Here is a 12,312-nt window from a genome sequence, read left to right as displayed (position 1 = left end):
TTCCTTACTCGGTACAACCAAGGCCACCCTGCTCAATATTCCTGACCCTCAGCCTGCGGCAGTCGCGGCGCTTCCACCGCCTGCAGAGCTCGAGCCGGAACCGCTGCCCACACCGTCACCAGAGCCTCCGCTGGAGCTGGATCCTCCACTCGAGCTGCCGGAGCCAGAGCTTCCTGCTTCACCCTGCGAGCCGGAACTCGAGCTCCCGTCCGTCGAGGTTGCGCCCCCGCCCGAGGTGTCCGCTCCGGCACTGCTGGATCCGCTTGAATCGCTGGCGGCTCCTGCGGTGTCGTCGCCGGTGGTTGTGGATGAACTGGCATCGGTGCCCTGGTCGGTCCCCGTCTGATCTGCAGTCGAGGAGGTGGTGGAGCTGCCCTCGTTCGCCGAGGTGGACTGTCCTTCACTCGTCGACGAGCTCTCGGCTCCGCTGCCCTGATTCGGGTTCTGGCCGGGCTGGGAATCGTCCCCGGAGGAGCTGGATTCGGCAGTGCCGCCGCCGTCTTGCGATGTCTCGGAGTCATCCCCGGTGCCGGAATCTCCGGTCACTGATCGTGAGATCTGTGAGGTGCCGGGCGAGATGTCGGCGTCGGTGAATGATTCGGCCATGACTACGGCACCCAGGCCGATTCCGAATGTCGCCACCCCGATAGCCACCGGGTAGAGGACGCGTTTGCGGCGCAGCTTCTGCCACCACGTCTTCGGTTCCTCGTTGGCCGCCTCGGTGGCATCGGGTGATGGGTGCTGCGCTGACGGAACGTCGACGGTCGTGGCTGCGTCCGCCTCGTCGCTCAGGCTCCCGAAGGTGCTGGTGGCGTGGGATCGCTGAGTCTTGGCACCGAGTGACTTCGCCTTCACTGCCGGAGCGAGCTTCGTGCCGACTTCTCTGATCTTCTCTTTGCCCTTGTCGAGGCTGCTGGTGTAGAGCGTCACCGCGAGTCCGGTGATGATGCTCGCGACCCCTGCACCGACGACCGTTCCGGCCACGCCCAGCTGCCCGCCGATGACCGAGGAGGTGGCTGCTGCTGCGGCACCGGCGACGAGCTGGGTCGCCGAGACCCTGTTGGCGCTCTTCTCCTTCTTTTCCTTCTCAACGACTTCGTCCTTCGCAGTCGATTCGTCGACGGCTGTGGTGTTCTCCTGCATCATCCGAGTCGCCGACTCGGTCGACGTAGTTGGCACCGGCGCTTCTTCGCGTCGGATCGGATTCGGTGGCATCACCGGTGTGGTCACAAGCGAGGTCGCCGTCGGTGCCGACTGGGTGTTTCTGGCATGTGTGGCGGCGAGTTCTTCGGTGATCAGAGGCAGGGTCTGAGACGCCTGCGCGGCCGCTGTGCATTCTTGCTCATTCAGTCTGCCTGACTCATGCTGATTCGACACCAAAATACCTCCGATGACTGGTCTCTGAGTCCAGTATCGGCTGGCTGTTTTCGGGGTTCCTGACCCTCCTCTTCGAAGGCTGGGACAACGCTGTGAGAAGACGGCCACTCTGTGGTCGCTGACCTGCGATGATACCGACCTGTGTGACGCACAGGACAGGCGCTTTGCAGGATATTCGCAGGTCCAAAACGGGCGCCCACGACGCCCCGTTTTTCAGTGCAGAATGGCCACGCCGAGGTGGCCCGGAAGTACGTTCGTCTGCTCGAGTTCCAGCAGCTGGAATTTCGGGTATCCGGGGCCCGATTCCAAGGTGACTGCGAACAGCGCCGAACCGGTGAATTGTGTCGTCATCTGTAGGGCATTTTGTTCCGAGGTGGCCTGGTCATCCGTCTCGACCATGAGGTTGAGCGCGAAGCACGGCTCTTCCAGACTGCTGAGGGAGACGTTCTGCTCCCCACGGAATTTCACCGGCGCTGCCGGCGTCACTGAGTGCACCTGTCCATCGATCTCAAGGGCCACCTCGGCGCCGATGGGGAGGAAGGTCCGCGCCAAGCCCGGCAGCGGCGAGAACGCAGCAGGACGGTCCAATCGCGCAATACTCAGGCGCCAGCGTCGAAGGTTCGGGGTCAGAGCCTGGGACTGGATGAGTGAGACGAGCTCGGTCGCCTCCCCTGCCCCATTGGCCCACGGAACCGGTTCGAGGTCGTCGAAAGAGGTGATCACGTGCATGTGATCACTCTAGTCTCGACTCAGCTCGAGGCTGCTGGTGAGAACGTCAGTTCAGGACGAGACAGAACGGATGGCCTGCCGGGTCGAGGAAGACGCGGAAGGTGTCCCCCGGCTGGTCGACGGCTTTCCCTGCACCGAGTTCGACCACGGCAGCCTCGGCGACGTCGAGGTCATCGACGACGACATCGATGTGCATCTGCTGCGGGTGGGACTGCCCCGGCCAGCTGGGTGCGTGGTAGTCCTCAACCTGCTGGAAGCAGATCGGGGGCCAGGATTCGGATGTGATCTCTGCCCAGGTGCCATCGTCATCGACTCTGACCTGCCAGTCGAGGAGTTTTCCGTAGAATTCCGCGAGTTCACCGGCGTCGGGAGCATCGATGACGATGACGGGCTGCTTTGCGATAGCCATGGTCGTGAGTCTACGCGCCGCCGATGCTAGGCTCGAAACACCACAGGGGAGCGCCAGAAGACTGACGCTGAGAGTGCGCAAGCAGACCCTTCGAACCTGATCCGGTAAGCACCGGCGGAGGAAGTGAGGAGTGACACCGATGAGCGATGTCGACACGAAACACACGATCAGCAGCATTCGGCTGACCCCAGGAGGGCCTGTTGCGGCGCTGAGAGCGGAGGCGTCTTCCGCTTGGGAGGCCGCGGTCGGGCATAGATTCGTCACCGAACTGTTTGCCGGCACGGTCGACGACTCCGTGATGAGGAAGTACCTGATCCAGGATTACCAGTTCTTCGAATCGTTTCTCTCGATGCTCGGCGCATGCGTTGCCTATGGCGATGCCGTAGGGCCGAAGCTGCGGTTTGCCAAACAGCTCGGGTTCCTCGAAGCCGACGAGGATTCGTATTTCCTCACGGCCTTCGCCGAGGTGGGTGTCCCTGCCACCGACTACGCTGACCCCCAGCTGACTGGGCCGACTGAGGGCTTCCGTGACCTCATGTACGAAGCCGTCGACTCGGCGTCCTACGCGGACCTGCTGGTCGTGCTCGTCATCGCCGAATGGCTCTACCTCGATTGGGGCGAGCGCTCGGAACCGATGCCTGTACGCCGAGTCCATTCCGGGTGGATCGAATTGCACCGTGGTGAGGATTTCCGGGCGTGGGTGCAGTTCCTCATCGACGAACTCGAGCGAGTCTTCCCCACTGGCGAGGACGCGGAATCCGCCGCGGTGCGAGACAGGTTGTCGCGCATCTGGCACCGAGCGGTCGAATTGGAGTTGGCCTTCTTCGATGAGGCGTATGTGCAGGGGTGAGATGCCGAACACCAACGGAGACGGCACTCGCGCCGCAGTGCTCTGCCGACTGCTCTCGCAAGTGCGAGAGTCCGCTGCCGGTGGGCGCAGCCTCGTGGCCATTGACGGCCTCGATGGAGCGGACAAGAGCGTCCTCGCCGAGGAATTGGTCCAACTGGCAGCCCAGGACGGGCTTCGCCCGGTTGCGTCGCTGAGCATCGACGGATTCCACCATCCCCGCTCGGTCAGATACACCAATGGTCGTGGGCCCGATTCCTTCTACCGGGACTCTTATGACTACGAAGCCTTCATCCGATCCGTCGTCATTCCGTTCAGACAGGGAGCATCGGTGGTTCCATCGTTCTGGGATGTTGATGCCGACGTGACCGTTTTACCCGCACAGCTCGACCTGCCGCAGAACTGTGTCCTCCTCGTGGATGGGATCTTTCTCCACCGGCCCGAACTTCGCGATCTGTGGGATGCGAGCGTGTGGGTGCAGGTTCCTTTTACGGTCTCAGTACCCCGGGGAAACGAACGAATCCCCGGCACATATGATTCGGACCCCGAGTCACAGTCCAACCACCGTTATGTCGGCGGCCAGCGTCTCTATCTCGCAGAATGCTCGCCGTGGAAGTCGGCAACGTGGATTTTCGACAACGAAGATCTCGAGCTCCCCACCCTGCGGCGACTCTCTGAGGAGTCAGCGGGGAACCCAAGGACCGAGAACACAGTTGCCGAGGACTAGGAGACAGCCAACCAAAGCGTGTCAGTCCCCTCCCCTAGACTGAGCCCATGAGCAATGCTGAGGTAGATGCCGTTGTCGTCGGATCCGGGCCCAATGGCATGGCCGCCGCGGTCACCATGGCTCGGGCGGGCCTGTCCGTGCAGGTGTATGAGGCCCAGTCGACCATCGGCGGCGGCGCCCGCACCCTTGACCTGGGACTGGCCCCCGGCATCACCCATGACATCTGCTCGGCCGTGCACCCGCTGGCGATCTCGAGCCCGTTCTTCGTCGACTTCGACCTGCGCGCCCGGGGCCTCGAGTTCACCACCCCCGAGGTCTCCTACGCTCAACCGCTCGACAATCAGCCAGCCGCGCTGGCCTTCCACGATCTCGAGACCACGGTCGACCACCTCGGCGCGGCCGGTCCCGAATGGCGGCGTTTCTTCGCCCCACTGCTCGAGCGCGTCGATGATGCGATCTGGCTGTCGCTGGGCGACAAGCGCTCCATCCCGGAGACGCTGCGCGACGTTCCCGGTATCGCCAATGTGGTGAAGTTCGGGCTGCGGCTGCTGACCCAGGCCAGCCCGGCCTGGAACATTCCGCTGTCCCATGAGACGTCTCAATCCCTGTTCACCGGTGTCGCCGCCCACGCGATCGGCGGGCTGCCATCCATGGGCACAGCCGCCACGGCCACAATGCTCTCGACCATTGCCCACGCCGGCGGCTGGCCCTCCCCTGTCGGCGGTTCGCAGGCGATCATCGATGCCATGGTCGCCGACCTCGAAGCACACGGCGGTTCGGTGACGACGAATGCGCGCATCGATCACGTCTCCGATATGCCGGCGGCTCGCGCGTACCTCCTCGACACCTCGGCGCTCAATGCCGCACAGATCTTCTCCGGTCTCATCCCGGCCAAGGTCGACAGGTCGCTGCGCAGCTTCAAGCAGGGCAACGCCGCGGCCAAGGTCGACTTCGTCCTAAACGGACCCGTGCCCTGGGCCGATCCCAACATCAACCGGGCCGGCACCATCCACGTCGGTGGTACCCGGGCGCAGATGGCCGCCGCCGAGGCGGACGTGATCGCCGGACGCATGCCCGCTCACCCGGTCAGCCTGGTCTCCGATCCCACTGTGTTCGACCCATCGCGCGAGGTGGGCGGCCTGCGCCCATTGTGGACGTATGCTCATGTCCCCTTCGACTGCCCTCTCGATCCGGCCCAGTACATCATCGATCAGATCGAACGCTTCGCCCCCGGTTTCCGCGACACCATCGTCACGTACAACTCGATTCCCGCATCAGAGATGGCCGGGCACAACCAGAACTACATCGGCGGCGACATCGCCACCGGGCTCGTCTCCTTCTACCGGATGATGGCCCGCCCACGCACCAGCTGGGACAACTACGGCCTCGGCGTCCCCGGTGCCTACCTGTGTTCGGCCGCGACCCCACCCGCACCCGGCGTGCACGGCATGAACGGCTGGTTCGCGGCTCAGCGAGCGCTGAAGACGCAGTTCGGCATCACCGAGGCCCCGAGCCTGGCTCCCTGAGGATCTGCCGTCGGCGGCGCGAATGCCTCCGCCACACACCATTGGCCACAGCGACCGCCACGACGACGAGGCCGGCACCAAGTGCCTGGCCCACGGTGAGCTGCTCGCCGAGGATCAGCGCCGCGAGGACGAGGGCGAGCACGGGTTGGATGAGCAGCAGGCTCGCCGTCATCGACGGCACCAGCCGGACGCTTCCCCGATTGATGAGCAGCCAGGCCACCACCTGCCCCAGCAGGGCCAGAGCGATGAGGTACATCCACGCGCTTGGGCCGATCCCGGTGAGATGGAGGCCGCCGGTGAACTGGGCGATGACCGCCGATGTCACCGCCGCCGAGGCGGTCGCCCAGGCTAGCGGCTGAATCGTCCCCTCGGCCTTGCGCCTCGTCCCTCGTCGGGTGAGGAACATGTACACGCCGTATCCGATCCCGGCGATGAGGGCGAGAACTGTGCCGAGTACGGCGTTGTCCCCCACCTCGGCCAGGGTCACGATCCCGCCCACCAGGCCGACGCCGATGAGCATCAACGGCAGGGAGATGAGGAACCGAACACTCACACGCTCACGATCGACGAGCAGCGCGAGCAATGGCAGGACGATGACCTGGACATTGACGAGCACGGTCGAGACGCCGGCACCCACGAGGTAGATCGACGCCGTCCACGCAATGTAGTCGATGCCCAGCGCAACTCCGGCCGCAATCGCCCAGAGGATGCCCGATCGCGAAAAACCGCCGTGACGCCGACGTTCAAGAAGCGCCAACGGGATGAGTGCAATGACGGCGATCGCGCACCGCAGCACGGCGGTCGTCGCCGCATCCACGCCCGCGAGCTTGACTAGGATCGCTGAGATCGACAGGCACAGCGCACCCGCGAGCACCGCCGAAGCGGCGAGTGCTGTGGGTGCCTCCGGCGCTGGAGCGACCCTGGGTTTGACGGTCATATGCTGACCGTATGCCCGCGGCTGCGATTTGGCACTACCTCAGCCGCGTTTCGTCGGCTACCCGCGTTCGCCCCCGGTCCGGCTCGGTGACGATCGTTGATGATCTCGCTCAGATGTGCTCGCGGAGTATCCCGCCCAGCCGGGTGAGGGCATCGACCATCTCCTCGTCAGACTGACCCGAGTAACTGAACCGGGCATAGTTGCTGCGTTGTTCGGCCGGGAAGAACGATCCTCCGGGCACGTAGGCGACTCCGGCTTCGGGCAGGGCATGTTCGGCCATGAACGCCTCCGCATCGAAGCCTTCGGGGAAGGTCACCCAGGTGAAAAGCCCGCCTTCAGGAGTGGTCACAGCCACCTCGGCGGGGAAATGCTCGGCCATCGACGAGAGCATGAGATCGCGCTTGGCGCGGTAGACGGCACGGGCGCGTTCAATGTGGGCGTCGATGTCGAAGGACTCTAAGAACCTGGTCGTGGCGGTCATGTTCAGGGTCGACGACTGCGTGTCGGCAGCGAGCTTGAGCAGGCCCAGTTTGTCGAGGATCTCCGGTGCCGCGCTCACCCACCCCAGGCGCACGCCTGGGGCGAGGATCTTGGAGAAACTGCCGAGGTGGATGACCCGGTTCTCCGTGTCCAGCGAGCGCAGCGTCGGCAGCTGCTGACCTTCGAACCGGAGTTCGCGGTAGGGCGAATCCTCGAGGATGAGGACGTCGTATTCGTTGGCTAGCTCGATCAGGCGTCGGCGCCGCTCGAGGCTGAGCGTGACTCCCGTCGGATTCTGGAAGTCGGGGATGACGTAGATGAACTTGACGTTCTCCGTTGACCGCAATGTTGCTTCGAGGGCGTCGACGTCCATGCCTTCGGAGTCCATGTCGACGGCGGCGTACTCGGGCTGGCAGGGGTTAAAGGCGATGAGGGCACCGAGGAACGTCGGGTTCTCCGTGACGATGACGTCGCCGGGATTGATGAGGAGTTTCGCCACGAGGTCGAGCCCCTGCTGGGCTCCCTGCAGGACGAGCACGTCGTCGGCATCGGTTGCCGCACCCTGGTTCGACATGCGCTTGGCGATCTGCGCGCGCAGTCCAGGCAGCCCCACAGAGGCGGTGTATTGGAGAGCCGTCGCGCCTTCGTTTGCGAGGACGTCGGCGAAGACCTGCTGGAGTTCTGCGACGGGGAACAGACTCGGATCCGGGTAGCCACCGCCGAATGACGTGATCGCAGGGTCATCACCATATTTCAGCAGCTCACGGATGGCGGACGGCTGGACCCGAGCGATGCGATCGGCGAACTTCGATGACACTTCTTCTCCCTTGAGAACTGACTGCGAGCATCCGGTCGTCGTGATTGGCTCCCGCGACTCACAGGTGGTGGTGAGGTGATCGTAGCGCCGAAACATTCGCACGGTGAACGGTGTCCGTTTGGCGGTTCACCGGTCAGCACGTCCCCGCGGGGACGTCGGGGCTGGGCTCGTCGACGTCGGCCTCGTCTTCGGCGTCTGCAGGAACCACCTCGGCGAGAATCTTCGGTCCCTTCGCAGCCCGCATCCCCGCGCCGAGGACGCCGATGATGACGAGCGCCGCCCCGCACAGCTCACCGAACGACACTGTCTCGCCGAGGAAGAACCAGGCGGCACTCATGCCCACGATCGGCACCAGCATCGAGAACGGAGCAACGACTCCGGCAGGATTGCGCGACATCAACCATGACCAGATGCCGGAACCGAGGATTGTGGCGATGACAACCGTGTAGACGAGGCCAGCGATGCCCAACCAACCGGTCGGGGTCAGCAGCGTCGTCAGAGAGTGGCCGATCGTGCTCGGGCCCTCGACGAAGAGGGAGAGGATGAGCATCGGCACCGGCGGGATGACGGACATCCACATCGTGAATTTCACCGGCTCGACCGAGTGGGCCTGTCGGTTGCAGATGTTGCCGATCGCCCAGCCCAGGCCACCGGCGAGGGTGAGGAGGAACGGTAGGAAGCTCGCGCTCGAATCGAGGCGCTGCCAGCCGACGACACCCAGACCGGCCATGGCCACGATGAGGAATGCCATCTGCGATCCCCGGACCCGCTCGCGCAGGAACGTCATTCCCAGCAGCACCGTGAACGGCCCCGAGGCCTGAAGCACGAGGGAAGCAAGTCCTGCCGGCATACCCGCCGCCATCGCCCAATAGAGGAAGAGGAACTGCAGGAGGCCGAATCCGAGTCCATAGCCTACGATCCACCGGAACTTCACGTCCGGCTTCGGGATGAAGAGCAGAGCGGGTAGCGCGAGCACGGCGAAGCGCAGGGCGACGAGGAAGAAGGGCGGGAACTGATCGAGGGAGAGATCGATTGCGAGGAAATTCAGTCCCCACATGACAGCCACCGAGGCGGCGAGAAGACAGTGCTTGAACGACATGACTCCATTGTTCTGCGCACTGACAGTTAACACAATCGAATTATTCTACACAGACCTTGTAGCTGAACTTCATTCTTGTAGCATGGGCGCATGGATCCCCGGCACCTCGAGCTGCTGCGCCAACTCGACGAACGCGGAAGCGTCACGGCTGTCGCCGAAGCCACGTTTCGCACGCCTTCAGCGGTGTCCCAGCAGCTCAAGCAGGCAACCAGGGAGGTCGGACATCGTCTCGTCGAACCTGCCGGTCGCAGTCTCAAACTCACGCCTGCCGGGCGACTCCTGGCTGCCGGAGGGCAGGACGTGGCCTCGGCACTTGCCCGCGTGGAAGCGGACTGGGAGGACTACCTCGGCGAGGCCTCCGGGGAAGTCCGGATTGCCGGATTGCCCAGCGCACTGACCTACTTGGTGCCCCCTGCGCTCCGGCAGCTGCGAGAGACGAGCCCGAAGATCACCCTGCGCACCGTCGACGTGGACCTGGCCGAACACGAGTTCGCGGGCCTGACCTCCGACGTCGACATCGTCGTCGCCCACAGCCTCATCTCCGAACGACCCGCGGGGACCAACGGGCTGAGCGTCGAGTCCCTGGCGACCGAACCCATCGACGTCGCGGTCGCAGATTCCCACCCACTGGCAGGTCGGGATGAGCTCACGCCTGCTGACCTCGTCGACGTTCAGTGGATCAGTGTGCCCCACGGTTTCCCCTTCGCCACGATTCTGACGTCGATAGAACATGTCACCGGACGCGAGCTCGAGGTCACTCAGCGCATCCGGGACAACCGACTCATCGAGGCGATCATGTCCTCGAGTGACCAAGTCGCCCTGCTGCCGCGATTCACGACCCCGAAGGGCGCCGGGCTCACGCTTCTCCCGTTGAAGGGGGTAGCGACCACGCGGTGGGTTGTGGCGGTCATGGCCCCCGACACCGCCGAACGCGCAGCCGTCAAACGTGTCCTCGACGCCCTGCGGCAAGACACTTAGCGCGTCACTGGGGACCGGTCAGCGAGTCGCTGCGAACCGCTTCGGCACGAGCTTCTCCAGGGGCAGGAACGCCGCCCAGCAGATGACGGTCGGGAGGAAGTGGATGCCCAGGGCGATGTAGGTCATGAGGTGGAAGAGCATGAAGAAGATGACGGCACCGTAGAGCCACTTGCCCTTGAAGAACAGCACGATCGGCGAGAGGAACTCGAAGACGAGAGTTGCCCACTGCCCGGCGATGAGAAGACCCGGCATCTCGAGGAACGGCTTCGACCATTCGGCACCGCGGCGCATCAGCGCCCAGATGATCACAGCCCCGTTGGCCCAGTGGGTGATGTTGCCCGAGGCGATCCACTTCATCACCACCGAGTAGAAGTAGGTGAGGACGACGGAGATCTGCACGACCCGCAGTGCCCACCCTGCCTTCGCCGAGGTGGCTCCCACATCGCGGAACCGTGCGATTCCGACCGTCGGCAGCACCACGACGGCGATGACGAGTGCCATGTGGTCGTGGGCGACGTAGCCGTAGCCCTGCGTGTAGAACATCCACAGCCCGAAGGTGATCGCCACGGCCCAGCCGCTGATGCGTTGGAGGATTCCGGCGGCCGCCAGCAGTGAGAAGACGATGATCGCGGCCAACAGAATCTGTGCGCCGAGGACGCTGACGGGTGGGATGTGGAGGAATCTGGCCAGCCACAGGGGCTGATAGAGCTCGGGAGTCCAGCCGTGCGGGATGACGTCGGCGGAGATGGTGAGCACGTCGATGATGACGAAGATGTAGACGATGACGCGGAATACCGCGACCCGAGCCAGCGGGAGCTGGGGCGTGAACCAGGCGATGACACGGTTGCCGGCTTTCACCTCGGCGGTGGTGGAATTGCTCACTGCACCTCCCAGGTCGCCAGGATCTTGTGTTCGGGTTCGCCGACGCTGCGGCCGTTCTCCAGCTGAGTCACGGTGCGGCAGAGGATCATCTCCTCCGGCTTCGGCTCATTCGGGTGCAGGCGTTCAAAGGAGTCGGCCATGGTCTGCATCAGCTCGGGGTTGGCGATGACCCGGTCGAGCTGGGATTCGATGTCGCCGCGTTCGATCCCGACGGTGTCCGTGTTGAAGCCGAGCCGGCGTGGTTCGTCCTCGCCGGGGAACTGCGCTTCGATACAGGTCGAGTTCACGGTGCCGTTGAGGTCCTTGGCGGTCGCGTACTGGGTGAGTGACCCGAGCGGGAAGAAGTCGTTGGTGTTGAGGAACTGTCCGCAGGTGAGGATGATCAGGGCCACCGCGGTCGCGCCGAGGCGCCAGGTGATCGACCAGGTCGACATCGGCTTCGGCTTCGTGGCGGTCGCTGCCCTGTCTGCAGGCCCTGGCTCGCCGGCCGTGTCCGATGGCGGCTTCCTGTTCGTCAGGAGTCGACGCTTCTTCTCATCCATGCGCTGTGTGGTTCATTCTCTCGACGCCGCGGGTACGCAGACTATCGTAGCGGCCACTCACGTACCGGCGACTCAGGAGTTGAACGGCTCAGCTCAGGAGCTGCGGGCGTAGAGATTGAGCTGCTCCCACATCGCCGCATACTTCTGGAAGGAGGCGACCGCGGTTTCGGGGTCGTCATTGGACAGCGCGGTCACCCACGAATCGACGAGCTCCGGTGCCTCATTGGGCCAGAGCACATCGCTCATCCCACCAAGGTCGAGTTCGAGCACGGAGTTCATATCGAAGCCGTCGACCCACTGCGCCAAGATCGAGGTCTGTTCGACCATGTCCACGACCTTGGACTTGTCGGCCACGGTCTCCGCCGCCCATTCCATCCTCGCCGAGGCGGCCAGAATGTCCGTACGGATGAGGACTCTCAGCCCGGCATCGGTTTCGTTCGTGATGATCTGGTCTTCACTCAGAGAGAAGAACAGCCACCATGACGGCGGCACATCCCAGGCCGAAACCCGAGTGAAGACTCGGGTGTCCTTGGCATCCTGGAGCCACTCAGCGCGACGACTGGCCGCACGCCTGCGCACGGACTTCGGAGCGATGATGTCCAGCGTCGCCTTCGAGGTGTGCTCGCTCAGCGACTCGAGCGCTTCCCACCCGCGAATGTCCTCTTGAGCGGGGCAGTAGCGGTCCACTCCGTCCGAAGTCTGAGACGCCGGAAGGAAGATCGGAGTGTTGCGAAACGATTCGGCTACAGGGCTCGGCGGCAGTGAGATCAAGCGTTGATCCGCGTCGGCAGAGACCAGCTCCTCGACCCGGGCACGGTTGTCTTCCACCTGGTCGTCTTGCAATGCGGAATGAACCACGGTGGGTTCGAAGATTCGCAGAGTGACGACATAATCGCGACTGTAGGACATGCCTTCAGCCTATCCAAGGTCGGGCTTCAAAATGGAACTTCCCACTACGAACA

Annotated in this window: 13 protein-coding genes and 1 riboswitch; of the genes, 4 read left to right on the top strand and 9 right to left on the bottom strand. The window is 64.0% G+C overall.

Annotation, left to right across the window (positions count from 1 at the left end):
* Positions 1 to 48 precede the first annotated feature (48 nt).
* From CXR25_RS03305 to CXR25_RS03295, 3 genes are all read right to left on the bottom strand, one after another.
* Positions 49 to 1,377, bottom strand: coding sequence for a hypothetical protein (locus CXR25_RS03305; RefSeq protein WP_096168562.1), 1,329 nt, complete (start codon positions 1,375 to 1,377; stop codon positions 49 to 51).
* A 213-nt stretch (positions 1,378 to 1,590) separates the two neighbouring features.
* Entirely contained in the window at positions 1,591 to 2,106 is a 516-nt protein-coding gene (locus CXR25_RS03300; RefSeq protein WP_096168563.1) for a HutD family protein, read from the bottom strand.
* 46 nt (positions 2,107 to 2,152) lie between these two features.
* Complete coding sequence (locus tag CXR25_RS03295) at positions 2,153 to 2,515, bottom strand: VOC family protein (RefSeq protein ID WP_009881553.1); 363 nt, start codon at positions 2,513 to 2,515, stop codon at positions 2,153 to 2,155.
* Positions 2,516 to 2,549: 34 nt separating this feature from the next.
* Positions 2,550 to 2,655: riboswitch (TPP riboswitch) on the top strand.
* Between CXR25_RS03295 and CXR25_RS03290 the strand changes: the two genes are divergently transcribed.
* The 3 genes from CXR25_RS03290 to CXR25_RS03280 all read left to right on the top strand — a co-directional run bounded on the left by CXR25_RS03290 (position 2,655) and on the right by CXR25_RS03280 (position 5,615).
* Positions 2,655 to 3,365 carry a TenA family protein gene (locus tag CXR25_RS03290; RefSeq protein WP_009881552.1) on the top strand — a complete coding sequence of 237 codons (711 nt, stop codon included), beginning with the start codon at positions 2,655 to 2,657 and terminating at the stop codon, positions 3,363 to 3,365. It overlaps the preceding riboswitch by 1 nt.
* A 1-nt stretch (position 3,366) precedes the next feature.
* On the top strand, positions 3,367 to 4,089 hold the full coding sequence (locus CXR25_RS03285; RefSeq protein WP_241212387.1) for a nucleoside/nucleotide kinase family protein: 723 nt from the start codon (positions 3,367 to 3,369) through the stop codon (positions 4,087 to 4,089).
* 47 nt (positions 4,090 to 4,136) lie between these two features.
* Positions 4,137 to 5,615, top strand: coding sequence for a phytoene desaturase family protein (locus CXR25_RS03280; RefSeq protein WP_009881549.1), 1,479 nt, complete (start codon positions 4,137 to 4,139; stop codon positions 5,613 to 5,615).
* Here CXR25_RS03280 and CXR25_RS03275 read toward each other — a convergent pair.
* From CXR25_RS03275 to CXR25_RS03265, 3 genes are all read right to left on the bottom strand, one after another.
* Entirely contained in the window at positions 5,587 to 6,552 is a 966-nt protein-coding gene (locus tag CXR25_RS03275) for a DMT family transporter (protein WP_125240417.1), read from the bottom strand. The genes CXR25_RS03280 and CXR25_RS03275 overlap by 29 nt on opposite strands.
* Before the next feature lie 109 nt (positions 6,553 to 6,661).
* A complete protein-coding gene (locus CXR25_RS03270; protein ID WP_029416536.1) occupies positions 6,662 to 7,849 on the bottom strand; it encodes an aminotransferase-like domain-containing protein in 1,188 nt (395 codons plus the stop codon).
* Between the two features lie 133 nt (positions 7,850 to 7,982).
* Positions 7,983 to 8,948: an EamA family transporter gene (locus tag CXR25_RS03265; protein ID WP_009881545.1), complete on the bottom strand. Its 966-nt coding sequence runs from the start codon at positions 8,946 to 8,948 to the stop codon at positions 7,983 to 7,985.
* A 90-nt stretch (positions 8,949 to 9,038) separates the two neighbouring features.
* Between CXR25_RS03265 and CXR25_RS03260 the strand changes: the two genes are divergently transcribed.
* The gene (locus tag CXR25_RS03260) at positions 9,039 to 9,926 is read left to right on the top strand and encodes a LysR family transcriptional regulator (RefSeq protein ID WP_125240416.1); all 888 of its coding nucleotides are present in this window, start codon (positions 9,039 to 9,041) and stop codon (positions 9,924 to 9,926) included.
* Positions 9,927 to 9,944: 18 nt separating this feature from the next.
* Here the strand turns inward: CXR25_RS03260 and CXR25_RS03255 are convergent, their stop codons facing one another.
* The 3 genes from CXR25_RS03255 to CXR25_RS03245 all read right to left on the bottom strand — a co-directional run bounded on the left by CXR25_RS03255 (position 9,945) and on the right by CXR25_RS03245 (position 12,259).
* The gene (locus tag CXR25_RS03255) at positions 9,945 to 10,808 is read right to left on the bottom strand and encodes a hypothetical protein (protein WP_009881543.1); all 864 of its coding nucleotides are present in this window, start codon (positions 10,806 to 10,808) and stop codon (positions 9,945 to 9,947) included.
* Complete coding sequence (locus tag CXR25_RS03250) at positions 10,805 to 11,350, bottom strand: hypothetical protein (protein WP_009881542.1); 546 nt, start codon at positions 11,348 to 11,350, stop codon at positions 10,805 to 10,807. Before CXR25_RS03250 ends, CXR25_RS03255 begins: the two co-directional genes overlap by 4 nt.
* A 93-nt stretch (positions 11,351 to 11,443) precedes the next feature.
* The gene (locus CXR25_RS03245; RefSeq protein ID WP_009881541.1) at positions 11,444 to 12,259 is read right to left on the bottom strand and encodes a DUF8083 family protein; all 816 of its coding nucleotides are present in this window, start codon (positions 12,257 to 12,259) and stop codon (positions 11,444 to 11,446) included.
* Between the last annotated feature and the right edge of the window lie 53 nt (positions 12,260 to 12,312).

The sequence above is a fragment of the Brevibacterium aurantiacum genome, assembly GCF_003932995.1.
GTDB classification, from domain to species: domain Bacteria; phylum Actinomycetota; class Actinomycetes; order Actinomycetales; family Brevibacteriaceae; genus Brevibacterium; species Brevibacterium aurantiacum.
This window is presented reverse-complemented; position numbering and strand designations above follow the sequence as displayed.

Bases quoted from the DNA above. Each gene is read 5' to 3' on its own strand.
- CXR25_RS03280 (WP_009881549.1), top strand. From the start codon at position 4,137: ATGAGCAATGCTGAGGTAGATGCCGTTGTCGTCGGATCCGGGCCCAAT.
- CXR25_RS03260 (WP_125240416.1), top strand. From the start codon at position 9,039: ATGGATCCCCGGCACCTCGAGCTGCTGCGCCAACTCGACGAACGCGGA.
- CXR25_RS03245 (WP_009881541.1), bottom strand. From the start codon at position 12,259: ATGTCCTACAGTCGCGATTATGTCGTCACTCTGCGAATCTTCGAACCC.
- CXR25_RS03285 (WP_241212387.1), top strand. From the start codon at position 3,367: ATGCCGAACACCAACGGAGACGGCACTCGCGCCGCAGTGCTCTGCCGA.
- CXR25_RS03295 (WP_009881553.1), bottom strand. From the start codon at position 2,515: ATGGCTATCGCAAAGCAGCCCGTCATCGTCATCGATGCTCCCGACGCC.
- CXR25_RS03265 (WP_009881545.1), bottom strand. From the start codon at position 8,948: ATGTCGTTCAAGCACTGTCTTCTCGCCGCCTCGGTGGCTGTCATGTGG.
- CXR25_RS03300 (WP_096168563.1), bottom strand. From the start codon at position 2,106: ATGCACGTGATCACCTCTTTCGACGACCTCGAACCGGTTCCGTGGGCC.
- CXR25_RS03275 (WP_125240417.1), bottom strand. From the start codon at position 6,552: ATGACCGTCAAACCCAGGGTCGCTCCAGCGCCGGAGGCACCCACAGCA.
- CXR25_RS03250 (WP_009881542.1), bottom strand. From the start codon at position 11,350: ATGGATGAGAAGAAGCGTCGACTCCTGACGAACAGGAAGCCGCCATCG.
- CXR25_RS03290 (WP_009881552.1), top strand. From the start codon at position 2,655: ATGAGCGATGTCGACACGAAACACACGATCAGCAGCATTCGGCTGACC.